Source organism: Bacteroides gallinarum DSM 18171 = JCM 13658 (assembly GCF_000374365.1).
Lineage (GTDB): Bacteria > Bacteroidota > Bacteroidia > Bacteroidales > Bacteroidaceae > Bacteroides > Bacteroides gallinarum.
Window position 1 is genome coordinate 48,238 of the sequence record NZ_KB894126.1, and the last position, 22,164, is coordinate 70,401.

Sequence of the window (22,164 nt, forward strand, 5' to 3'; positions counted from 1 at the left end):
GGTACTACTCATTTGGAGACCTCGCACATCAGCACGCCTTTCCCCGTTACATCCGTCTTTGCCACCACGATGGATTTTCCCGTGTAGGTCTTCACGACGGAAGTCCCGGCGGCATTCCAGAGTTTCCACGTGTAAGTATAGGCTGTTCCTGCCGCATCCAGTTCCGCACCGTTACGGTACAGGACAGCCTTCACGTCCACATCGTTTGCGTTATTCTTGATGGTAAAACCTTTCTGGCTGACCAGATCGACGGTAATCGGGTCGGACATGTCGGTAAAGGAGATGATGTCGCACACCACCTTGTTGGCGGAAGCGTTTCCCGATGATGTGTCCGTGTCCTTGATGGCGCATTTGAACGTCTCGAAGTTCAGCACGGCATCGGCGGTAATGGTGATTTCATTGGTCGTCCACCCGGCTGTCACACCTCGCGGATTGGAAGAAGTCAGACATGCCCAGCCGATACCCAGCATGGAATTGTAGTACGGGCAGGAAACAGTCGCTCCCGAAGCTGCCTTTGCACTCAAAGCGGAGGTCAGTGTCACGACTTTGGTCGAGGTGTTGACGGATGAAATGGTGTACTGCGCGGAGCCGATGGTGATTTTTCCGCCCGCTTCCATGTTGGAAACGGAGGCCACTGTAACGGTATTCGCACCCTGTGCGGCCTCCGCTGTCAGTGTGGTGGGGGCAAACACGGACGAATCCCTGATACCCCAGGCATAGGAGACATTGGTCGTGTCGATGGCCGCCCCGCGCCAGAGGTCGCAATGCGCCTTGAGCGTGGCTACCTCATCGTTCTTGAACACGATGCCGTCCGGCGCGTAACACACGGCGGCAATCATGGCACCGGCATTCAGGTGCTGGGTAAACTGGATTTCGGAACGAAAAGGGATTTCCAGCCCGTTGGAGTCGATATAGACCGCCTCGAAAGAATAACGTACCTGCGGGGCGGAAACCGTCATGTGGTTGGCCTTCACCGTCAAAGCGTATTTGGCGGAAGCCGCACCGATCGTGCAACTGTCTTGCCCGCTTGTAATGACCGTCCCGTTCTTGTACCACTTGGCAGTACCGGCTTTCACACCGGGTGTCAGGTTGGAAGCGTTACCTACGGAAGTAATCTGGTCGGTAGCCCCCTTGCCGCTGACAAACAGCGAAGGAGTAAGAACCAGGTAGGGAGAAGCCGTCCACGAGGGGGCATAGGCGTTGTTGTCCTTGTTGTACACCTGCGTCAGCGGCTGGTTGGAGCCGATAAACGCCTGAATGGATACTGCGTCGTTCTGGTCGATGATAGTGACCTGTCCGCGTGCTACTTTAATTGCCATAAATCTATCTTGTTTAAAATGTTAGTGAATTTGTCAATGTATCTCAACCTCGCAACTGAATACGGCCTTATGCCAGACATCATCTTCCGTAACCGTAAGTTCCTTCCCTTCATGCTTTTCCGCATTCCAAAGGGAATCACCCTCCGCATCCTTGCTGGTACGTTTCCAGTGGAAACAGTCTTCGGGTATGCGTCCGGTTATCTCCGTACCGCCTTTATACACCCTGGCACGAAGGACGGTACAGATTATGCCGTTACGGAAGACAGTACCGTTATCCGATTCAACATAGACAGCATAGGAAGCCTCGCCGTCATATAGTTTGAACAAAGTATGGGTTGCCGCGTAAGATTTGTCCCCGATAAAGGACGTGAAACGCAAGGTCAGCACATCCCGCTCTTCCCAGCCGTGAAAGTCTGCCCGCAGGGTAAACAGCGTGCCGTGTCCTCCGGCATCTTTCCAGCTTCCGTCCGATGCAAGGTATTCCCATGCCCGTCTTTCACCGGTAAAGTTGTACTCGGTAGCCACTATATCTATCTGTCCGGGATCTCCTGCCGTGTCCCATTTGTCGGTAAAACGAAACGTAGTGCCTCCGGTCAGGGAAACGGAACGGGGCTTGAGCTGTTCTTTCGCTTCTTCATCGAAATCTTCCCAGCGGATAGTCACATCCCGGAGTTCAATCGTATCTTTCGTCCATTTGAACCGCCCGGATGCGAAATGTCCCGTACCATCGGGATTGATGACGAAAGAGCCGTTCCGTGAAGCGATGGAACCGTCCTCGTTCAAGCGTAGCAAAGGGTTCTGGATGGTCCCACCGATACCGCCCTTGTTAAACCATGCCCCGTAATCCTCCGTGTAGGAAAGTGTACTGTCCGTCGCCTGGTAGGGTGTTGCGTTCTTTCCTGCTTCCAACTGGGGAGCGGTCACTTCCATGCTGTTTGTCGTGGACAGTCCGACCGTCATATCGGCTGCATCGGACGGCTTGACAAGGAAAGCGGTCTTGTACCTTTGCCAAACACCGGCTTCCGTGATTTCCCATGTGCCTACGAGGTACTCGTCCTGATAGACGGCGACGTTCCCCGCCGTTTCCGATTTTATCCAAAGGGAAAAGCAATGCGGCTTCCCGAAATGCTCCTTTCGCCATGCGGCACTCTGTACGGCCAGACGGCAATCTCCTTTAATCTCTTTCACCTCTCCGATACCCACAGGCGTGTTTCCTTCCACCGGCATACCGCCGGAGAAAAGGCAGGACAGGGAATCGGGTATCACGTTCTTGTGTATCTTGCCCACATAGAATGTGGAGGAAAAGCCGTTCTCGTCCCTGGCGGTCAGTGTTCCGGCAATGTTCACGTTCCGGGTGGCGTACAAATTCTGAAAATAGGCCCCGTAACCGTCCAGCAGACCGAACACCGGGTCTGTCACACCGCTTATCTTGCCCACACGTCCTTTGGTGGCGTTGGAAAAGGCTGCCACATCGGAAAGGCGGACGATATTCAGGTCGGCTATCTCTAACCAGTCGTTTTCCGCTCTCAGGCAATCCGTCAGGTCAAGCGTCAGGCTGCGGCTATACTTCTTCGGGTATTCCACGGTCAACACCCAGAGCCGGTACGACCATTCGGGCGTAGCAGACAAGGTGTCTTCCGCGTCTGTCTTTTCTCCATTGGTATAGCCGAAGGATATAGGAATCTTGGATAAAGTTTTGGAAGAACGTATCTTCAACGATACAAGTAATCTTTCAGGATGTTCAACCGGAGCTTCCAAAGTCTGTTTGATGCCCCATTTGCTCTTGACTTCAGCAGGAACACCGTTTCTGGCAACACGGAAGATACGTTCCGCTCCGTTATCCTTGTCCTTGTAGAAAGCGGTGACATGCCCGCCACCGAAACAGGCGTATTTCGTCTTGTCGGGAATGTCCGCCGACCCTTCTCCCATGACCGGGTAGCAGAGGGAACGCTCGAATCCCGCACCGTCGATTACGTCCATATAGGGGGCTTCGTCATCGGACGCGGTCAGATACAACGCCCCGCCGCGCCGGGTATCGAACAGGTGGGTGATACGGGCAAAGTCGAGCAGTTCGCCGTTCTGCGGTTCGTCACCGTCGAGCAGGGCGGCGGTGAAATAAGCGGAATCCTTGCCTTCTATCGAGTCCACGCCCGTTTCCAGCACGCACATCAGGGAATAAATCACCTTGTTACGGTCGAAATACTGCCGGCGGACAATATCTCCCGCCCGCAAACCCTGTGTCTTGTGCGAGTCGGGAGCAATGCGTATCTTATAAGTGGAATATCTATATACAGCCATGCAATCAAAGTTTTTCTACGGTATCGCCGGAGCAGGAATCGCTTACCCAAAGGGAACCGTTCGTTACCGACTGTTTCTGCACCTCCAGTTCATAGACGCGCATACGGCGGCGGACGGTCAGTTCATCGAAGGTGGCGGAAATGCTCCCCGTAGTCCTGTTCTGAAGAATGCCCCAGCCGGTTCCGGCCAGTCCCGAAGAGAAGTTCTCCGACGAGAGGCTGCCGCAGAAAACGCTGTTGCCGTAATGCTTGATGCCGTCCGTGACGGCTTGCAGGCGCAAATCTTCATTCAAGTATAGAACACCGTCCGCCAACCGGGTGGCGGAACCGTCGATTCCCACATGCCCCGAAGCCTCCAACGGCACGCCGAAAGCGATAAAATCCGCATCCGTATCCATACGGAACGTGTCCGAATAGCGGTTCTGCGGGGCATAATGGCTGGTGGAAGTCCGAAAACCCAACCGCAGGGAATAGTTCAGGATGGTCTGCGTCCCGTCCTTGTCATACTGCACCTTGCCGGAAAAGGACACCGATTGCCTGTCGCCTGTAAGGAGAAAACCGTCTGCGCTTCCCATGCGGAGCCGCTTGTGGATAATGACACCCTCGTCCGAAGCGTCCACCCGATAGGAGGAAAGAAGCGTTTCCCCGTAATCGTGCCTTACCGACAAGGAGCCCGGAAACACGGCGTGCCCGTAAGGGGACAAAAGCAAATATTCCCCGTCCACATCGGCTATCCCGGAGAGCAGACGTATCTTGGGGGTGGCATCGCTTCCCAAAAGCAAATCGTCCCCGATACTTCCCAACTGTACCTGCTTGTCGTCGGCACGCAAAAGCACCGGTTTGCCGCCTATCTTGATGCCGTATCCTTCACCGAACGACAGGAAACCGCTTAAAATCACTTCATCGCCGGAAAGCGAAAGCAGACATTCCCCCTTGTCCCCCAACAGCACGCCATAAAGCGCGGAGAGTCTGCCGTGCAGAGAGGTTTCCCCCTGTACCGCAAGTGTCCCGGAGACATCGGCATCCTTCATCCTCCAGCCGACAGTGGAAAGGTTCGCGTTACCGGCGTGATAAGCCTCATGCCCGTGTACCAGCAGATGTGAAGGGGAGATAAGGATGCCTTTCTCCCTCTCGCTGCCGAACAGCAGTTCCCCTGAAGAACGCAGGGAAGTATCCTCGAAATTCAGCACCGAGGCATTCCATGAAACGGTATCGGACAGGCTGTCATAAGCCAATACCCGTTTCCCGCCCAAATAGAAATTCCGTCCGCCGACTTCCAGATCACCGGTTACACGGATGCCGTACCGGACGGCGGTCACCACGCCTTCCTCATCCGTCATGTTTTCAGAGAAAGTTTCCAGCACACGGGTATTCCCCGTACCTGCTTCAAAGCCGTAGTTCGCCCGGAGCATACCGGCCATATTGCCGCCGGAAAGTTTCAGGTAATCCAGCAGGATGCCGCCTTCGGTGCCTTCATCCCCGCCGACCGCCCCGGCAATGGCAGAGGCGAAACCGTAGGCCGTGTTCTTCAGGCGGATACTGGTATCGTCGCCTTCCTCAATACCATAGGGATTGTCCCCGCTCTTTTTCTCCTGGGCATTGAAGAAAGTGAGGTAAAGGTTGGAATAAATGGAATAGCAGAGGCTGTCCTTGTCCAGTTTCTCGATGTCGGGATGCAGTTGTATGCTCATTTCGTATAGGAGGTTTTAGACAGGAATTTCTGGATGCGTGAGCTGAGGGAAATGAAGTTCGGGAAGTTCAGGGGCTGCATGGTTCCCATCAGCGTGGGTGTCATAATCTTGGAGCATTCGGTCATAAAGTCCAGCATGAGCTGTGCCAGCTCGTTGCCGAGCACCAGAGGCTCGGTGGCGTTCTCATCGCCCAGCGTCACTTTCTTGTCGGCAACGGTAACGCTCGTAGAGTTTACCTTTTGCCGGATTTTGTCTGCCGTCTGTGTGCTTTCCGACTTGTCCACTGTTTGCGTGATGCTTTCCGCATCTATCACGGCGGAGGCTTCCTTGCCGTCCTTGTTCCTGACCGTGGTGTTCACACCTTCTGCCGTATAGCGGGTAAAGGCTTCGTTCCCGGTCGCCTCCAGTTCATCGTAGTCCGGCGAGGAGTCACTTTCCGTATCAAGTTCTTCCGTTTCCCTCACGCCGATGCTTGTTTCCTTGTGGGCGGAGAGTTGCAGGATACCCACATGGGAAAAGTTCACGACGTATGCGTGGCGGATTGCTGCGTCCATGAAAATGGTCACATCGGAAAACAGGGTCGGGACAAGCAGGAAGCCGCCTTCGTTGCTGGCTGCCGCCGCAAGCAGCACGCCTTTGTGGACGACCGGCTCGGGCGATGCCGTTTCATCCGGGTATTCGCCCACGTCGATGGTGCCGCCGTATTCCCCGAACTCCTCGTCCGAGGGGTCATCGTGTATCTTCGCCACATAGCCATGTATCATACGTGCCGTTCCTATGCCGGACATACCGCCGGGAGCCATGTTGATGCGTTCCATGCTGCGTCCGAGGGCTATCTTGCGGATGGCTTCCCGGATCAGGTAACGGCTGTTGTCTGCTGCCAGTTTCTTTGTTTCCATATCCCAAGAATAGGCAATGCGGAAACGGATTGATTAAAGAAGATATCGGTTTAAAAGTGCAGGCAATATATGAATATGCAAATTTAAAAGTGCATTTTATGGGAAAAGTGCTGATTTTATTCGGCATTTTGCGTATCTTTGTCTTCAAAGAAACTTAATGTCAGATAGAATATGGAACAACTTATAGAACTTTTCAGAAGACTGCTCAGGATCACCGACACGTCTTATGTCAGATACCTGCACGACCAGATAGACTGGTCTGCCCGGATGGTGGGGATAGTGGGGGCAAGAGGTGTGGGAAAGACCACGATGTTGCTGCAACACATCAAGCTGCATCACTCCACGGACGATACGCTTTTTGTCAATGCCGACGACATTTATTTTGCGGAACACCGCCTGTTCGACCTTGCATCGGATTTCTACAAGAACGGGGGAAAGCACCTGTTTATCGACGAGGTTCATAAATACCAGGACTGGTCGAAGGAGCTTAAAATGGTTTACGACTACTATCCCGACTTCCAGGTCGTCTTTACAGGCTCCTCCATTCTGGAAATCTATAAGGGCAATGCGGACTTGAGCCGCCGGGTACTCAGCTATTTTCTTCCCGGATTGTCTTTCAGGGAATACCTTATTCTGGCAAAAGACATCCGATTGCCGGTTTACTCCTTGCAGGAGGTACTGGCCCATAAGGTGGAGATGCCGGGAACGGAACGTCCGCTGGTGCTGTTCAAGGAATATCTGACAAAAGGATATTACCCGTTCTTCAATGATCCCGGTTACGATATGAGGCTGCGCAACGTGGTCAACCTGACCGTGGAAAACGACATACCGATTTATGCCAACCTGAATGCGGCTTCCACCAAGAAGATGCGCCAGCTGCTGTACGTCATCGCACAAAGCGTACCGTTCAAGCCCAATTTCTCCAAAATCGGGCAGATGATCGACCTGCACCGCAACCAGGTGACGGATTTTCTTTTCTATTTGGAGAAAGCCGGTATCGTGGCGCAACTCAGGGGAACGACCGAAGGCATCCGGCAGTTGGGGAAAGTGGAGAAAACATACCTGGACAACACCAACCTGGCATACGCGCTTTCGGACAACAGACCGGATATCGGGAATATCAGGGAAACATTCTTCCTCTCGCAGATGAAAGTGAACAACGAGGTCCTCTCTTCCGACAAATCGGATTTTCAGATAGACAAGTACACTTTCGAAATAGGAGGAAAGAACAAACAGCAGAAGCAGATACAGGGAATGAACGATGCCTATATCGTGAAAGACGACATAGAATACGGGTACCGGAACATCATCCCGCTCTGGCATTTCGGTTTCAACTATTAATCGTAAACCTTCCTTACCGTATCCTGTACGGAATAGACAGTTTCTGCCGGTAACCGTTCACCCCGAACGTCGTCGTCACCTCTTCCACGAGATAGACCCCGTTCTTGGACGGGTTCCGGTTGTCCGCCAGTTCCACCTGCACGGCCGGGAAAAGGCCGTAGTCCCCGAAAATGGTTACGGTCCCCGTGATGCCGTTCAGGTTATAGTTCCGGAAATACTCGGTCGTTTCCGCCACCAGGTCATCGGAGGAGATGCCGATGTGCGGCGACATGTAAGGCACGATGGTATAGGTACTCAAATCGACCTTTGTACGGGTATCGGCACCTTTGGCGGTAGTATTGCCCGTCACCTTGTGGGTTTTCTTGGAAATCTGCGTGGCATTGACGGTCTGGAACTCCTTGCTTCCCGGTGTGGACGGGTCATATTCCGGGTTCATGCGTACTGTCACCTCGAAAAATTTCTGGTCGATCCCCAATGCCTTGCCCGTTACCGCGAGGAACTTGGGGTCTGTCCGGACTACTTTCAGGTCGTTTCCGGCCACATGGTAATCGAACAGCAGCTTGTACGGTCCCGTCGAATCGTCTTCGGGGAAAACCGGCTGTCCCTTACTGGAAGAATACGGACGTCCCACGGCAATGGACGGCATGGCCCCCTCGTCCTCCGCGTCATATTTCAGGAAGCAATAGACCTTGTAGCGGGACCACTCGGAAAGGATGTCGGCAACGGTGAAATTGTCCGTTACCTTGACCTTTCCGATCTGTATGTCATACTTGCGCGTGTCGCTGTGGAGCTTGAACCCCGTGTCCTTCAATATATTGTACTTGCCTTCGAGTACATCCTTGACTGTCGTTCCCGTGACGGGAGTCTCGAACATGGGCGCCTGCACCAGTTTCAGCTTGTACGCCATGTTCTCGCACTGCAACTCCAGCAGGCCGTCCGAGTTGTACCCCGTGATATACCCGTCGAACATGTTCTTCAATACCCCGTTGTAGCCCAGTTTGGCATTGATGCGCTGACCGACCTTGAACGTGGTGGCGTCGAGGACATTCTGGCTCTGCCGCTTCTCGATGATGACGCCGTCCTGCATGACCTCCGCCGTGATGCGCGAGACATCCTTGCCTTCCGGAGTCCCGTTGCCGATAACGGTGCCGCGACAGACTGTCCCTTTCGGGAACCTGAAGCGTGCCGTTCCGACCAGTTTCTTGTAGCTCTCGTTGATTTCCAACTCCTGCACCTCGTCGATTTCAATCCCGTTCATGATCCGCATCGGGTTTCCGGGGTCGGGGTCTCCGATAGTGATGCGGCAACAGAGCACGTCCATCGTTGTCATAACCACAGGCGGGTAATCTTGAGCAGGGAGGACGGGTCAACGACCTCCGTGCCGAATTTGACATACTTGATCCATTTGTTGGTGTGCTTGATTGCCTCGTCCACCTTCTCCTGCCCGGCAAGTTTCAGCTCCACGCTCTCCGAAGGCTCCACCGCCACGCAGGAAAGGCTGTAGGGCTGTATGTTCCGGCAGTCGGACGGCAGGAACGTATAGCCCAGCACGATCAGGCGGGTGATGTTGAACTGGCGGAGTATGGTGTTGTCACAGTCCAGGACACCCTTGAACTGCATCAGCTTCAGAAATTTCGACACCTCGGCTTCCGGATAGACATCCGGGTATTTGGAGGTGATCTTGCCTGACACGGAGATTTCCAGGTCGCCGCCGGAAACGTATTCCTTGCGGGTATAGTCCCGTCCCTGTACCGTGGTCAGCACGATATTGTTCCGGCTGGACACCTGCACATGGGGCTGCAAATCGACGAATGTCACCAGCCCGTAGGAACTGTTGGGGCACACCTTGCCTTCCTTGCTGTCGTAGTAGTTGCCTTCCGTGGAAATGGAGAGTTCCAGATAGTCGGGTACGGTACGCCCCACGATGGTGTCCGTGTAGTTCTTCTGCCTGGCGACTGCCTGCTGCTCCCTGATGAGCTGGTAATACTGCCCGGTCTTGTTGGCAAGGCTCGACTGCGATTGTGTCTGCAGGTACTTGTCGCGCGTCCGCTGTTCCCAATACTGCAAATAGCGGGGATAGGAACGGAGCAACCCGTAAGCCGCCTGCGATACCGTCTGGATGGCGGCCCTTTTCAGAAGGTCGTGATGTTTGGAGAAATAATGTACCTGCCCGTCCTGAAACTCGGCAAGCCCCATGCCCAAGGCACGGCGGGTGGCGTCGCTGATATACCCGCCCAGGGAGCCGCCGGAGAGAATGCCCCCGCTCAGCAGAGTGGAAGCGGCTATCTGTATCAATCTTCCCATATTCCTGTCGTTTTTTTGAATGTCATGCCATTGTTACGCCCCTTACCCGTTCCAGCTCGCGTCGAAGTCATGCACCACGTCTATCAATGCCCGCGCCAGCTCTTCCTTCAGGTTCCGGATTTCCGCCTGCCGTCCTTCCTCGGTCTTCATAAGGTCAATGGTACCGATACTGAGCAGGCTGCTGATATTGACGATGACCTGCTTGGGTGCGGCCGACGAAAGTTTCCCTGTCCCCGAGTAATTACCTCCCGCACCCCCGTCGTCCAGGCCGTTGTTCGTTATCGGGTTGGAATCGAACGGGCGCGTGTCATTCGAGTCCGGTTCGTTGCTGAACAGCATGGGGGCGAAACCGGCCGAACGGAGGATGTTCTCCGCCGCCTCGGATGAACCGCCGAAGGTCTGGCGGAGCGATGCGGCGAATTTCACGAGGGTGTCATGCGCCAGCTTGCGGTGCGCGATATAGTCTTCGCGTTCCTCGTCCGTAACATTTCCGGCCAGTGCTTTCTGTCCCCATTGCCCGTCTTTCCCCTGCACGTATCCCCACTTTTTCAGCTGCTCGAAATCGAAACCGCCCTTTCTCATCAGCTCCTGCGCCTTGTCCGCACCCGATATGGCATCCCTGTAAGCCGTCGCCGCACGGATGATTTCCGGAACGGTCTTCCCGTTCATGTATCTGGCATAGTCGTAGGTCTGCGCCGCTATGGCCTCGGGCTTGTCCCCCAGGTCGGAATTGTATACTATCTTTCCGTCCACCTCGCGCCACAGGGACTTTTCCAGGTCCTTCTCCTGCTGCCCGAAACGTTCCCTGACGGTCTTGATGAAGGCATTGACCTCCAAGGCGGTCGTCAGCTTGCCGAACTCGGCGTACGCGGAGTTGATGCGTTCCTGGCTGTCACGCTTGGCGAGGGTGATCAGGGCGTCCCTTATATCGTCCTGCCGGGCGTCATCCGTGTTGTACACGTCATCGACGGTGACCATTCCTTCCGAAGACGCGGCGGCAAACATCCCCAGGAAGCCGGCCCACCAGTTCCTGGTGAAAAAGCCTATCTTGTGCCCGGAGGCTTCCTCTATGCTCTTGCCCGCCACCACGTCATCCACCGCCCGTTTGGTTTTCAGCGCGATCTGGTAGGTCTCGCTCAGGGAGGAATACAACGTCTCGATGGAAGGATAGCGGTACTTGCGGTTTTTCTCGATTTCCTCCAGCACGGCGTCCTTGGCCTTCTTCACCTGCCATGTCTTGTACGCCACCCAGCCTAACGCCCCGACCAGAGCCGACAAGCCTGCCGTAGCCGCCACGGCTCCCGTGCTGATGGCACTCAAAGAAGCCGCCGCACCCGTCAGGCTTCCTCCCGTGGCGACTTGCGTGGCGAACAGGGACTGGAGAGCCTGCCGTGTCCCCCAGACACCGCCCCTGGCTGCCAAAGCCTGCATCATGGCACCCTTCCCCGAAATGCCGGCCGACTGCATGGCTGACACGATGGCCCGTTTCCGGGCAAAACCGGCCTTGCCCAATCCTTTCATGCCGGCCAGCCCCTGTATGAGTTCCACAGAGCCGGCAGCGGCCGACTGTTTCCCGATAAAACCCAGGGCGATACCTATATTGGTCAACGCTCCCGCTATCTTGAACAGCTGGATGGAGGCATAGCCGGTAAACACGAGCGGTTCTATCCAGTGGAAATTACGGGTAACCCACGCCCCGATATTGCCGAGCAGGGTCATAATGTCCAGCAATGCCCGTCCGATGGTGACCAGCCCCCGGGTAAATTCCGGGGCCTTGAACTTTTCCAGGAACGAGTGGAACACCGTACGGATTTCCGGCTCCAGGATCTCGTACGCCTGCATGAACCCTTCGGAAACCTGCGAGGTGACCTGGTCCCACAAGCCTTTGGTCGTGTTCTGTTTCACAAGTGCCAGCTCGGAGGCGATGCCGTGCGAGGTACGGTTATGGACAGCCAGTTCCCGCAACTGTCCGTAGTTGCGCACGAACATCATGGCGGCATTGCCCCCGATCTTGCCGAATATCGCCTGCATGTCCGCCATGGAAGCACCCTTCTTGTTCAGCTCCTCGAAAATGTCGGCGATGGGGCGCAGCTTCTCGACCTGCACGCCCGCGATATCACGCATCTCCGTGAACCTGACGCCCAGGCGGTCCAGCACCTTCTGCGCTTCTTTGGTCGGCTTGGCGAAACGGGTGGACATGGCACGCAGGGAAGTACCCGCCAGCGTGCCTTTCAATCCCATGTTACCCAGCAGTCCGACTGCCGCCGCGCTCTCGGTGAAGTCCACGCCCGCCATTCTCAGGTAGCCGGCAGCCATCTTGTAGCTCTCGGCCATCTCCACGATATTCACGTTGGAGCGGGAAATCGTGGAGGCGATGACATCCGCCACACTGTCCATGCTCCCGTTGCGTATATCGTACCCCGCCATGATATTGGTAGCGAGGTCGGCGATGTATGCCACGTCGTTGTCCCCGATAAGGGCGAGGTTCGTGATCGGGCGGATGGACTGGTTTATCGTATCGATTCCCATACCGGCCATTGCCAGATACTTGACGGCCCCTGCCACTTCCACGGCGGTGTACTTCGTGTCGATACCGATTTTACGCACGTGACGGGCCATCTGGTCGAAACGGGACTCGAATGTCCCGAGGCTGTCGTCCGCCACCTTTAGAATGGAACGGGCGGATTCCATCAGGTTGGCGTATTCGACGGCTTCCGCCAGTTCCGACCTGAGCAGGCTGTAGCCCATGTAGGCATTCAGCATGGTAGCGAACGGGAGGTCCCTTAACGAGGGGGCACGGGAGTACTGGATACGGTTGATGGCCGCACGCCGCTTGCTGCGGTGCAGCGTCCCCGCGGCACTTTGCTCCGCCTGCATCTGCCGTATTGCCTGGACGGCGTTTCGCTGCTTCTCCTCCCTTGCCTCCTTTTCCGCCTTTACGCGGGCTGCCTCCGCCTGTTTCCGTAACCGCTCGGCTGCTTTTGCCGCGTTGCGCCGTTCCTGTTCCTCCCGTCTTGCCTGTTCCTTCTGTCGCCGTTCTTCCGCTTCGGTCCCGGTCTGCCTGCCGCGCTGACGCTGCTGCATCTCGAAAAGCTCGTCGGCCTGGGCGAGTTTCTGGCGGTGCTTCTGCTGGGAGACGTACAACTGTTCCGCCAGCCTTTGCTGTGCCTTCTCAGGAAGGGCATACGCCGGCAAGGCATACGGGACAGCCACCGGGGCTCCCGCCTGTGCCGGTAGACCGCTCCCTTGCAGGGAAAACGGGATACGCGCGGCTCCCTTTATCCGTTCCAGCAGGGAGAGGATTTCCTGCAGCCTGCCTTTGGCGGCATCCGTCCGGATATCCACCTCCTTTCCTTTGCCGAGGGATACAAGCGCGGAATTGATTTTTCCGATAACCTTGGTAATCTGCTTCTGGGCATCCAGCACGCTACGCACGGACGAGGCGGCGGTGTTCTCGATTTCGGTTTTCCTGAGTTCCGCCGCCTTTTTCTCGTAAAGGCTTTTGGCTTTCGCCTTGATACCTTTGCTGTCGAGGGGCTGTCCGGCGTTGATGACCAGGTTGATGCCTTTGGACAGGGTGCCGATTTCCGTCAACAGGTTCTTCACCCGGATCAGCTTCTCTTCCGTCATCCCGGTCTCGATGGTCAGGCGGTAGTCGAAGTTTCGCCTCTTGCCGTTCTTGGTGCGGAACACCCGGTCGATCTCGTCCATCATGGACTTGATGTTGTTGACTGCCGGGGTGAGGCTGGCCTTTGCCTGTACCAGCTTGCCGACCGCTTCACCGAAAGCGATGACCTGCTTGGTGCCGGCGGAGGCATCCACGTTTATGCTGTAATTGACCTGGTAGTTCTGTTCCTGTGCCATAAAGGTTTCCTGTATGCTACAAGAATAGAAGGAATGGAAAGGAGGAGATTAAAAAGGCATCCCTACGTCAGAAGAAATGCCCCTTGAATATGTTCGGGGTTGTTTCAGTCCATTCAAAAATCAAGGGTGCCGCTTCATATTAAAATGAAACGACACCCTTTTCTTCAGTCAGCGGCGGAAGGGGAAACGCCCGGAAGAACCATGCGGCTGGCCAGCATCTGCTCGTGCAGCCACAGGGCCTCCTCCGAAAGCATGGCGAACTCCTCGTCCGTCATCTCGTCGATATTCACGCCGGGAAAGTAGTGACGCAGGTAAATCATCCGTTGCCGGATGCGCTGATCATCACGTACCGCCCAGCGGTCTATAAATTTACCAGCATGCTCTGGCGGGTGGTGATGAGTTCGGACAACTGCCCCATAAGCCCGAAAAGGAACAACGAATCATCATCTACGAGTTCCTTGTCGCCCTCGATGAAACAGTCCCTGGCAAGAGTCCTCATGGCAAGCACCTCGTCTTTTTTGGAGGCGGCCATAAATTTGGAAAACTGCGGGAAAGTCGGCTCTGCCATGAAGGCCACGTAGGACGTTTTTTCTCCGGCCGCCGTATCCCCGAATACGACCATGGGATACACCTTGCGCAGTTTTTTTTCTTCTTTCAGCTTCAAGGCTCTTTCCTTGATTTTCGCTTCCTGTTCGAGTGTCAGCATTTTTTCTTCCATGTCGAAATGTTTTTAGTTCTCCTAAAGCATAGAGGAAAAACGGGAGAAAGGATTATAAAACGAGCCAGATCCTGTTCCTGCAACAACGTTTTTGTGATTTCTGCCAAGGCGGCGGACACTGGTATGCCGGGCATTTCCGCAATCTTCAACAGATTGTTGGAGGACTGTGCAGTCTCCCTTGGGACACCGTATACACGTAATAGACGTGAAAAGTAATGACTTATAGCGACATGAAATTTTTGCCGCCTATCTTAGTGTTACGCAAACAGGCAAATAGTACCGGATAGTCTGTTTTTATCGAAGCTGGACCAGTTTCCCTTCAATGCCGCAACTCTTCAGCACCGCGGTATTTGCCTTGCCAAAGGCTATCAGGCAGGAAGGTGCGCCGGCGGTGCTTCCGCGCTCGCCGCTCACATGATGGAAGCTCAGCCGCCCCTTGATGAAAAGGACGGAATCCGCCCTGGGAAATATCCACTCGTGGAAAAGACGGGTGTCCGTCCTGGCGAAGGTCAGTGCGACGGCATTCCCGTGTTCGGAACACCTGCGTATGAACTGCACGATAAGTGAGGTGTCATACGGTGGATTGCAGAATACCCGTCCGAACCACGGCTGTTTCAGCCCGTCATCCTCTATCGTGTAATGATGCGCGGCCGTAGCCCACGGACGGTTTACCGGTGCACAGGGGTCGAGGTCGAACGGCCCCAGGCGTTCCAGCAGGTCCGGAGGGGTGAGCCATTCGTTCTTTCCCGTGGACGAGCGTCCTTCAAACCTTACATCCATGCCTTATATGGTATCTCCGCTACCCACGACGATATCGAACGGGTTCAGGTCGAATTCGTGCGTGATATTCGTGTCATCCTGCTGCGACTCCATCCCGTCTTCCGAGAAGATGCATCCTTTCAGCGTGACGGTTGTTGTCGTCCAGTCGTCACTGGCCATGGGATTGGCAAAGGAAATGATCAGGTCGAACTCCCCGATGTCCATCAGCGAGCCGTAAGTGGAACGCAGAAGCTGCTGGGTGGCGTAGTCCATGGTGATGGAGGCGGTATAGGTAATGTTCCCGAACCCCCTCGATACCGGTTTCCCGCCCATGCCGTAGTTGGATTCCACCTTGCGTTTCTTGGACCACTTGATGCCGGACACCCCTTCCAACGTGGTGGAGCCTTCATCGATTCCGAGCGCGGTCGATGAAAGAGTTATCATCGACCACGAGTACGCGACATTGTTGATTACTGCCATAGCTTAACTGTTTGCGGTGAGAGACAGTCCTTCTTCCACTTCGATGCGCGTAGCCACACCTACCGGGACAAGGACGTATGAAATCTTGAGCGTGTCGTTGACCAGCACGTTCTGGTTGGGGTCTATGGTGACGGCATACCCTGAAATCTCCTGTGCCGCCTGCATCTTCGCCAGGATATCGCCGACAAGGGTCTTGAACGCCGTGATCTTGGACGTGGCGAGGTACCCCGTCGAGGGATTGACCAGCAGAGGGGAATTGACATACGGCAGCAGGGCCGCACGGACCGCCCTCCGGCTCTTGTTTATCGTGCGGTTACGGGCTATCGTCCTGAAATCGCCCGTGGAGCAGGTCTGGTCCTTCGATATGTAGATGCCGTTCTCCCTGCCCGCGTACTTGATAGGGAAAATGTATCCCTTCTCGTCCAGCTCATCCAGCAGGGAGGGTGAAAGCGACTCGTACCGGTTCAGGCTCAGGAAATTTTCCTCCTCCTCGTCGAGGTTGATGTCCCCGAAACCGAGTTCGATTTCCTGAAAATCGTCCGTGAAGAGATTGAACTGCTTGACCCATGCAATGGACTCCTGTACATTCGCCTTGGCGATAGCCCCCATGACCGCCCCCAGGAATCCCACGGGCGTATGGTTTGCATTGCACATCTGCATGGTGGAGACCTTTTCGCTGTGCGCCTGCCCGAAGATGCAGCTGATACGGCTGGACTCGCATATACAGGACGGTATCTTGTTCAAGTCTACCTGCCGCCCCTCCGTCGTGTCCGCCCCCGTGTGGGACGGATTGGCGGACAGCACGAGCGAAAGCGGCTGGTTCTGCTCCGCGAGCCCCACGGCCACGTCATTGAGTCCCTTGACCAGGTTCAGGTTGTATTTGTCCGCCGGGCCGTTCGCTTTCCATATCGGCTGTTCCGTCCAGATACCTATCTGGCTGATCATGCCTCCCGCGGCACGCTGCATGATTTCCAGCGCGTCCCAGTTGGAGGAGCAGTCGGCAAACATCACGTACAGCTTGCCGGAGCCGTTCACGTTTCCGGACATGCGGAAAAACTCGCGGATATGGTATGCCGGGATGCCGTACATGAAATTGACATTGGTTTCCTCGTCCTCCGTCGCCTCCACCCGTTCAATGATGCCGAAGTCGTTCACGGCGGACTTGAAGGACGTGATGTAGCACACGTCCCCGAGCCTGACCTTCGTCTCGTTGGTCTTGCCGTAACCCTCGGTGAAGAGTTTCGGCTGCAGCGAGACATCGAACAGGAGTCCCGTGACCTTCTCGTTGGAGGAGCCGGTATCATAGGGGATATTCCCGTCCACATCCTTTATAAAGACATTTCCAAGTGCCATTATGATTTTGTTTTAGACTTGTTGTAGTAAGGGTTTCTGTACAGTACGGCATCGCCACGCAGGGCCTTTGCCGTGTCGGGGGTGAATGTTCCTCCCCGGCTGTCGATAAACAGGGAGGGATATGAGGGGTACAGCCTGAGCAGTCCCTGTATCCAGGGCGAGCCGGCTTCTGCGGTTTCCCCGTCCCGTAACGTGTCTTCCGTGTCCTTTTCCTCGTTTCCATTTTCGGGGGACTGCTGCTCGGACTGTTCCTGTACCGTTTCCTTCTGCACTGCCGCAGGGACTTCCTGTTCCTGCCGGTTTTCTTCCGGATTGGTTTTCTTGGCCATAGTTCAATGAAAATGGGGAACGGGGCAATACCTCCGTTCCCCGGGTGAGACAATCAAATCAGATGAAAGGTGTATTATTCGCTTTTCTTGTATGCGGTATGGACCACTATCTCCGCCGGACGGACGATGTTCACGTCCATTTTCATTCTCATCTGGAAGAAGAAAAGTTCGGAGTTGGCCTGCAGGCGGTCGATTTTCAGGATATCCGTGTCATTGGCGTAATCGACCCCCATCCAGAGGTTGGAGTCCATCCCGGTCGAGAATTCTCCGAGCACCATCGTGTGTTCGGGGATACCGACGATAGGAATGACGCGCTTCCCCTTGAAACGGTAGCGGTTGACCTCGGTATTCTCGGAGTACTTGACCTGCTTGTCCGAGATGTACTGGTCGTACGCGTCCCAGGCATCCCAGCCGACGATGAACGCCAGCGATGTCTTCTTGCGGATCTGCTTGGGACATTTTTTCCACATCGAGTAAAGGGCCGCTTCCACGGCAGCGCCGTCCGTGAGTTCGGTCGTGCCGGAAACGATGCACTGTCCGCCGGCCTTCACCTCGGCATCCTGCGAGTTCACGTTGTCGAGGATGCGCTTGATGACCCCGTCGAAATACTTTTCCTTGTTGGCGCCGATTTTCGTGCACCCTTCCGGTGCGGTAACTTTGGCTACCGTCTCTCCGCCGCGGGCGGAAGTCCAGATGGCGTTGCCGATGTACTCGTTCTTCTTGTCCATCAGCAGACGGAGCATCGTGGCCTGGATTTTGGGGTCCAGCTCACGGAACACGAGGTTGCCTTCCGGCTGGGCGAACTTCCAGTACTTCTCGTAGTCCCTCGGGTTGAACTCCAGGTAAATCATGAAGTCCGACGGTTCGAGATAGCGTTCGGTGAACTGGTACTCGTTGCTGCCGTCATCGCCTTTCGCCCCGTGTATGGGCTGCGGTGTCGGGACATTGTCCTGGATGATGTTTCCTAATTTGATGGCAGGGAGCGTGTAGCGGTGCTGGATGCCCGTCTTGATGTGGATCAGCCCCTCGCGGACCGTGTCGTTGCCCTGCACGGTATAGGTCAGCAGGTCTTCAAGCACCTCGCCGCTATACCCGTTCTGAAGAAAGTTTACTGTATCAGCCATTGTCGATCTAAGTTGTCTGGTGAAAAATGAAACTTGGCCGACTGGCGGATACATTCCGCACGAGACCGTGGGGTCTCCGGCATGTCAATTGAACAAGTGTATGCAGTCCCGGAAGTCCGGTCAGCGGAGCTTCTTGAACTTGAAGTCGCTGCCGACCACTTCCGCCACCTTTTCCGCCATCAGCTGCTCGGCAGTCTTGGCGGTATCTGTCGCGGACTGTATGTTGGCAGGGTCTTCCGCGATTTCCTTGGAAATCTTCTCCCTGGCAGGAATGGACGCCAGCGTGCTCTCTGCCAGCTCAAAATTGGAGCCGGCCATCTCCACCCACTGCGCCTTTGCCTCGCGGTCGATTTTTCCCTCGTTGATGGCGTTCTCCACCAGCGTCTCGATGCGTGCAGCCTGCTCGTCCTTCTCCTTCTGTTCATAGGCGGAAAGGCGGGACGTGGCGGTCGCCAGGTCCTTCTGCAGGTTTTGGATGGCGGCATCCTTTCCCGCGATCACGGTCTGCGCGTCGCTCAGGGACTTCTGCGCTTCCTTGTACTTGGTCTCTATGGCCGCAAGCTCCGATATGCGTGCCATCACGTCCTTGACCTCCTTGTCCTGCATGCCTAAAGAAGCGGCTATCGCTCCGTATTCGATACCTTGTGTCTTGTTCTCGTTTGCCATATTGTCTTCTGTTTCTCTAAGAGTAGGTGCAGGCGGGATAAAAAGTTTGTTCTCGTCGCAGACGCGGCTCATCAGCTCCTGGATAGCGGTGGTATCGGTCAAGGCGGAAACCTGGTCGTGTACTCTCTCGCACAACTGTTTCGAGGTACGGATGACATTCCCGGCAGGGATGATACCCGCCTTGACGGCTGCTGCCGCATCGAAATACGTTCCGTCCTTTCCGGCTTCCCCGTCCATGATGGACCTGACATGTTCCGCCTTCAGCCCGAAGCGTTTCCGGTATATGGTTTCAATCTGGCGGGTGAAAGCCCTGACCATGTCCGAGGCTTCCCCGTCGCCCTCACCGTCCGGCAACATGGGATTATGTATCATCAGGATGGCATAATCCCTCATGAGAGACCGTCTGCCTGCCGCCCAGATGATCGATGCCATGGAAGCCGCCACTCCTTCGATGATACATTCCGTGTCGGTCTTGGAGTTGGCGATGGTGGAATAGGTGGACATTCCGTACAGCACGCTGCCCCCTTCCGAATTGATCAGTATCCTGATGCAGGACGGGCGTATCACGTTCTCCAGGAAATCGAACTCCTCGTTGAAACGCGAGGTGCTCTCTTCCGTTACCCTTCCGAAAAAGCGGATGACGGCCGGTTCTCCGGCCTTCACCTCGCCAACGACGTATTGAAGCGTGTTCACATCCATATAGAATTATCTTTTGTGCAAGAATAGGAACGTCGCGTGAAGAAAGTTGAACAGGGCTTGGAAGCGGTGCAGGACGTACAGTCTGTTTGTTGCGTTTATTGGATAGAACTAAAATATTATTTTAGAAACTAGCAACAAACGCAACCGTCCGTTAAGGTATTCCTAAAGACAAATCCCGTTTTATGATTCTTTCTCTCCGCCCTCTTCCGGTCCTTCGGACGGTCCGTCCGTTTCCCCGGAGGTACAGAAACCGGAGACCTCCCCGTATCCCGGCTCCGGATGATGCCCGTGATTCTGCAAGTCATGCCCCGGCGCGTCGCCGTGTTGCGTAAACGGCGGCATGACCAGGTAGCGTTTCACCCAGTTCCTGTACCGCCATGCGGATGACTCCCTGAACCAGACCTCGTAGTCTATCCAGTACGCCTGCAGCATATTGGTCGTCAGCGGCATGTCGAAATAGGTCAGGTTGCACCGTTCGTTCAGCGCGGGTTCCCTTTCCTTGGCATCCTGGATTGCCATATTGAGCCGCTGGAAGACAAGGAACGCCTCGCACTCCCTGTCCTCGTCCATGTTGTTGAGCGTGTTGAGCACAAAACGTACACGCATGGTCGCACGCCCTTCACCGATACGCTGCTGCTGTACAAGGTACCTCACATTGATAAAGTGGATGAAGACAGCGGGAAAAGCCGTCTCGTATTCCGTGTTCTCGCCACGCACGATCCGGGCGAACTGCCCGTTGTCGATGGCCACCGTCTTGAAGAATGCGGGCGACGAGGGGTCATCCGGGTTTTCCCGGACCGTGAGGATGGCCCTTTTCACCGCCATGTACATGTTCACGAACGGGTTATCAGGGACTTCTTCCGGGACATTTTCCACGGGAGAGGGCTGTACTGCGGCGGGCTGCCGGGTATGCTTATCTTTTATCATCGTGCGGGAATCCTTTAAAAATCATATCCATAAAATGCGAGGCTATATATTCTTCCACTCCCGGGGAAAAACCGATGAACTGCCGGTGGACGGGACGACGGGATGAATACTGGTTGACAGTGTACAGCCCGAATTTCGGGTCGGTGTTGTGGACGGCTGCATAGTGCCCGTACCGTTCGCGGCTCTTGCCCCGCTTTCCTTTGGCCGGAACGCTTTTCTCCGTTGTCCAGATGGTGTAATAGGCCCCCTTGCGGAAAATGCGCGTGCGGTTGGTACGGCGTCCCTCGATATCCACCCGTGAAGCTTTCCCCTCTATGCTCCTGGCCAGCGTCCCGGTATCGTTCATCATCGGATGGGTGAACCTCTTTCCCCACCTGGATGTCCGGGGAGCCCATTTGCTTTCCCCGCAGAAGCCCCCGGAGGAGAACGAGGACTGGAACCGCCCCTTCGTGTATTCCCCCGCGGCGGTGACGAAATCGAATACATTGTGTTCCAGCCGGCTTGCCATCACCCGGGTCCATTTCCCCTGTACCCAATGGGAGCAGAATTCATCAAGCGTTATCTTGGGCATAGGCAAACCGGGATTTCAGGCGGGCGACCGTTTCCTTGACGTGTTCCGGCAGAGGTAGGGAGAAGTACCTGTGCGCGTCGGAGAATATCCGCCCCCCAGTTGCGAGACTCTCCCTGAATACGGGGTCTGTCATCCGGCGGACGCCCCTGTTCACAGCCGAAGCATGGACGGAAGCAAAACCGTTGGAGACCAGGAAGCAGCGGCATCCCCAGTCGATAGGCGGAATCAGCTCGGGAGGGAACTCGGACTTGCGGAAAGAGACCCCCTCGAGGGAAAGGTGCAGCGCGCGGACGCGCTCGTCGCCCTGTGTCATGTACGTGATGACGGAATCACCATCCACCGTAATCCACCAGGCAGCCATCGCTGCGGCGAAAAACACCTGGCCGTTCTCCTGTTCCGCATAGGTGAGATTGTACCGCTCGCAGATATCTTCATACTCGGGCAGCCTGTCCCCGTCAGGTTCGTCCGGCAGTTCCCTGTACATGGAGTATTCTTCCGCGGCGGCAAAGTCTATCAGGTTCTCTACCGCAGCAACGAGGATCTCCCGCTGCTGCCGTTCCCGTTCTGTCATCGCCCCGTTATGGTTTCTGAGAATATCCAATGCCCGGTCGAAGTCCATCCTGAACCCGCTCAATGCCCTATCTATCAGAAAGGAGGCCCGCAGGGTGATGATGTCCTCCAGCAAGTCCCGCCTTTCCGCACTGTCTTCCCAGTGCCGGACGAGCCTGCGGAATGCCTTGAGGATGATACGGTATTCCTTTCCGGTGTCCGTTTCGTCTTTTTCCCTGTCCTTGCCTGTTTCCGTTCGGCCTTCCGGGAGCGG

General features: G+C 55.5%; 19 protein-coding genes. 1 reads left to right on the plus strand and 18 read right to left on the minus strand.

Annotated elements, in window-relative coordinates:
* Positions 1–8: 8 nt before the first annotated feature.
* From C233_RS0108405 to C233_RS0108420, 4 genes are read right to left on the minus strand one after another with little or no spacing between them, the layout of a single operon-like run.
* Entirely contained in the window at positions 9–1,319 is a 1,311-nt protein-coding gene (locus C233_RS0108405) for a hypothetical protein (RefSeq protein ID WP_018667156.1), read from the minus strand.
* 33 nt (positions 1,320–1,352) lie between these two features.
* Positions 1,353–3,617, minus strand: a complete 2,265-nt coding sequence (locus tag C233_RS0108410; RefSeq protein ID WP_018667157.1) for a hypothetical protein — start codon at positions 3,615–3,617, stop codon at positions 1,353–1,355.
* A 4-nt stretch (positions 3,618–3,621) separates the two neighbouring features.
* The gene (locus C233_RS0108415) at positions 3,622–5,307 is read right to left on the minus strand and encodes a hypothetical protein (protein WP_018667158.1); all 1,686 of its coding nucleotides are present in this window, start codon (positions 5,305–5,307) and stop codon (positions 3,622–3,624) included.
* Positions 5,304–6,206, minus strand: a complete 903-nt coding sequence (locus tag C233_RS0108420) for a hypothetical protein (RefSeq protein ID WP_018667159.1) — start codon at positions 6,204–6,206, stop codon at positions 5,304–5,306. Before C233_RS0108420 ends, C233_RS0108415 begins: the two co-directional genes overlap by 4 nt.
* A 171-nt stretch (positions 6,207–6,377) precedes the next feature.
* Between C233_RS0108420 and C233_RS0108430 the strand changes: the two genes are divergently transcribed.
* Positions 6,378–7,547, plus strand: coding sequence for an ATP-binding protein (locus tag C233_RS0108430; RefSeq protein ID WP_018667161.1), 1,170 nt, complete (start codon positions 6,378–6,380; stop codon positions 7,545–7,547).
* Positions 7,548–7,560: 13 nt separating this feature from the next.
* On the opposite strand, the gene C233_RS0108435 is transcribed toward C233_RS0108430, so the two are convergent.
* From C233_RS0108435 to C233_RS0108500, 14 genes are all read right to left on the minus strand, one after another.
* A complete protein-coding gene (locus C233_RS0108435; RefSeq protein ID WP_018667162.1) occupies positions 7,561–8,877 on the minus strand; it encodes a hypothetical protein in 1,317 nt (438 codons plus the stop codon).
* Positions 8,874–9,851, minus strand: coding sequence for a DUF6046 domain-containing protein (locus tag C233_RS0108440; protein ID WP_018667163.1), 978 nt, complete (start codon positions 9,849–9,851; stop codon positions 8,874–8,876). Before C233_RS0108440 ends, C233_RS0108435 begins: the two co-directional genes overlap by 4 nt.
* Positions 9,852–9,893: 42 nt before the next feature.
* Entirely contained in the window at positions 9,894–13,715 is a 3,822-nt protein-coding gene (locus C233_RS0108445) for a phage tail tape measure protein (protein WP_018667164.1), read from the minus strand.
* A 164-nt stretch (positions 13,716–13,879) separates the two neighbouring features.
* Positions 13,880–14,035, minus strand: coding sequence for a hypothetical protein (locus C233_RS24470; protein ID WP_018667165.1), 156 nt, complete (start codon positions 14,033–14,035; stop codon positions 13,880–13,882).
* 41 nt (positions 14,036–14,076) lie between these two features.
* Positions 14,077–14,433, minus strand: coding sequence for a hypothetical protein (locus C233_RS0108455; protein WP_018667166.1), 357 nt, complete (start codon positions 14,431–14,433; stop codon positions 14,077–14,079).
* 294 nt (positions 14,434–14,727) lie between these two features.
* A complete protein-coding gene (locus tag C233_RS0108460; RefSeq protein ID WP_018667167.1) occupies positions 14,728–15,213 on the minus strand; it encodes a DNA N-6-adenine-methyltransferase in 486 nt (161 codons plus the stop codon).
* A gap of 3 nt (positions 15,214–15,216) precedes the next feature.
* A complete protein-coding gene (locus C233_RS0108465) occupies positions 15,217–15,672 on the minus strand; it encodes a hypothetical protein (protein WP_025068697.1) in 456 nt (151 codons plus the stop codon).
* 3 nt (positions 15,673–15,675) lie between these two features.
* Positions 15,676–17,025 carry a DUF2586 family protein gene (locus C233_RS0108470; RefSeq protein ID WP_018667169.1) on the minus strand — a complete coding sequence of 450 codons (1,350 nt, stop codon included), beginning with the start codon at positions 17,023–17,025 and terminating at the stop codon, positions 15,676–15,678.
* A complete protein-coding gene (locus C233_RS0108475; RefSeq protein WP_018667170.1) occupies positions 17,025–17,354 on the minus strand; it encodes a hypothetical protein in 330 nt (109 codons plus the stop codon). The genes C233_RS0108470 and C233_RS0108475 overlap by 1 nt, the downstream gene beginning before the upstream one ends.
* 74 nt (positions 17,355–17,428) lie before the next feature.
* Complete coding sequence (locus C233_RS0108480) at positions 17,429–18,478, minus strand: hypothetical protein (RefSeq protein ID WP_018667171.1); 1,050 nt, start codon at positions 18,476–18,478, stop codon at positions 17,429–17,431.
* A 120-nt stretch (positions 18,479–18,598) separates the two neighbouring features.
* Positions 18,599–19,843, minus strand: coding sequence for a Clp protease ClpP (locus C233_RS0108485; protein ID WP_018667172.1), 1,245 nt, complete (start codon positions 19,841–19,843; stop codon positions 18,599–18,601).
* Between the two features lie 180 nt (positions 19,844–20,023).
* Entirely contained in the window at positions 20,024–20,770 is a 747-nt protein-coding gene (locus tag C233_RS0108490) for a hypothetical protein (protein ID WP_018667173.1), read from the minus strand.
* Positions 20,757–21,341: a hypothetical protein gene (locus C233_RS0108495; protein ID WP_018667174.1), complete on the minus strand. Its 585-nt coding sequence runs from the start codon at positions 21,339–21,341 to the stop codon at positions 20,757–20,759. The genes C233_RS0108490 and C233_RS0108495 overlap by 14 nt, the downstream gene beginning before the upstream one ends.
* Positions 21,322–22,026, minus strand: a complete 705-nt coding sequence (locus tag C233_RS0108500; RefSeq protein WP_018667175.1) for a phage minor head protein — start codon at positions 22,024–22,026, stop codon at positions 21,322–21,324. Before C233_RS0108500 ends, C233_RS0108495 begins: the two co-directional genes overlap by 20 nt.
* Between the last annotated feature and the right edge of the window lie 138 nt (positions 22,027–22,164).

Bases quoted from the DNA above. Each gene is read 5' to 3' on its own strand.
- C233_RS0108405 (WP_018667156.1), bottom strand. From the start codon at position 1,319: ATGGCAATTAAAGTAGCACGCGGACAGGTCACTATCATCGACCAGAAC.
- C233_RS0108410 (WP_018667157.1), bottom strand. From the start codon at position 3,617: ATGGCTGTATATAGATATTCCACTTATAAGATACGCATTGCTCCCGAC.
- C233_RS0108415 (WP_018667158.1), bottom strand. From the start codon at position 5,307: ATGAGCATACAACTGCATCCCGACATCGAGAAACTGGACAAGGACAGC.
- C233_RS0108420 (WP_018667159.1), bottom strand. From the start codon at position 6,206: ATGGAAACAAAGAAACTGGCAGCAGACAACAGCCGTTACCTGATCCGG.
- C233_RS0108430 (WP_018667161.1), top strand. From the start codon at position 6,378: ATGGAACAACTTATAGAACTTTTCAGAAGACTGCTCAGGATCACCGAC.
- C233_RS0108435 (WP_018667162.1), bottom strand. From the start codon at position 8,877: ATGACAACGATGGACGTGCTCTGTTGCCGCATCACTATCGGAGACCCC.
- C233_RS0108440 (WP_018667163.1), bottom strand. From the start codon at position 9,851: ATGGGAAGATTGATACAGATAGCCGCTTCCACTCTGCTGAGCGGGGGC.
- C233_RS0108445 (WP_018667164.1), bottom strand. From the start codon at position 13,715: ATGGCACAGGAACAGAACTACCAGGTCAATTACAGCATAAACGTGGAT.
- C233_RS24470 (WP_018667165.1), bottom strand. From the start codon at position 14,035: ATGATTTACCTGCGTCACTACTTTCCCGGCGTGAATATCGACGAGATG.
- C233_RS0108455 (WP_018667166.1), bottom strand. From the start codon at position 14,433: ATGGAAGAAAAAATGCTGACACTCGAACAGGAAGCGAAAATCAAGGAA.
- C233_RS0108460 (WP_018667167.1), bottom strand. From the start codon at position 15,213: ATGGATGTAAGGTTTGAAGGACGCTCGTCCACGGGAAAGAACGAATGG.
- C233_RS0108465 (WP_025068697.1), bottom strand. From the start codon at position 15,672: ATGGCAGTAATCAACAATGTCGCGTACTCGTGGTCGATGATAACTCTT.
- C233_RS0108470 (WP_018667169.1), bottom strand. From the start codon at position 17,025: ATGGCACTTGGAAATGTCTTTATAAAGGATGTGGACGGGAATATCCCC.
- C233_RS0108475 (WP_018667170.1), bottom strand. From the start codon at position 17,354: ATGGCCAAGAAAACCAATCCGGAAGAAAACCGGCAGGAACAGGAAGTC.
- C233_RS0108480 (WP_018667171.1), bottom strand. From the start codon at position 18,478: ATGGCTGATACAGTAAACTTTCTTCAGAACGGGTATAGCGGCGAGGTG.
- C233_RS0108485 (WP_018667172.1), bottom strand. From the start codon at position 19,843: ATGGATGTGAACACGCTTCAATACGTCGTTGGCGAGGTGAAGGCCGGA.
- C233_RS0108490 (WP_018667173.1), bottom strand. From the start codon at position 20,770: ATGATAAAAGATAAGCATACCCGGCAGCCCGCCGCAGTACAGCCCTCT.
- C233_RS0108495 (WP_018667174.1), bottom strand. From the start codon at position 21,341: ATGCCCAAGATAACGCTTGATGAATTCTGCTCCCATTGGGTACAGGGG.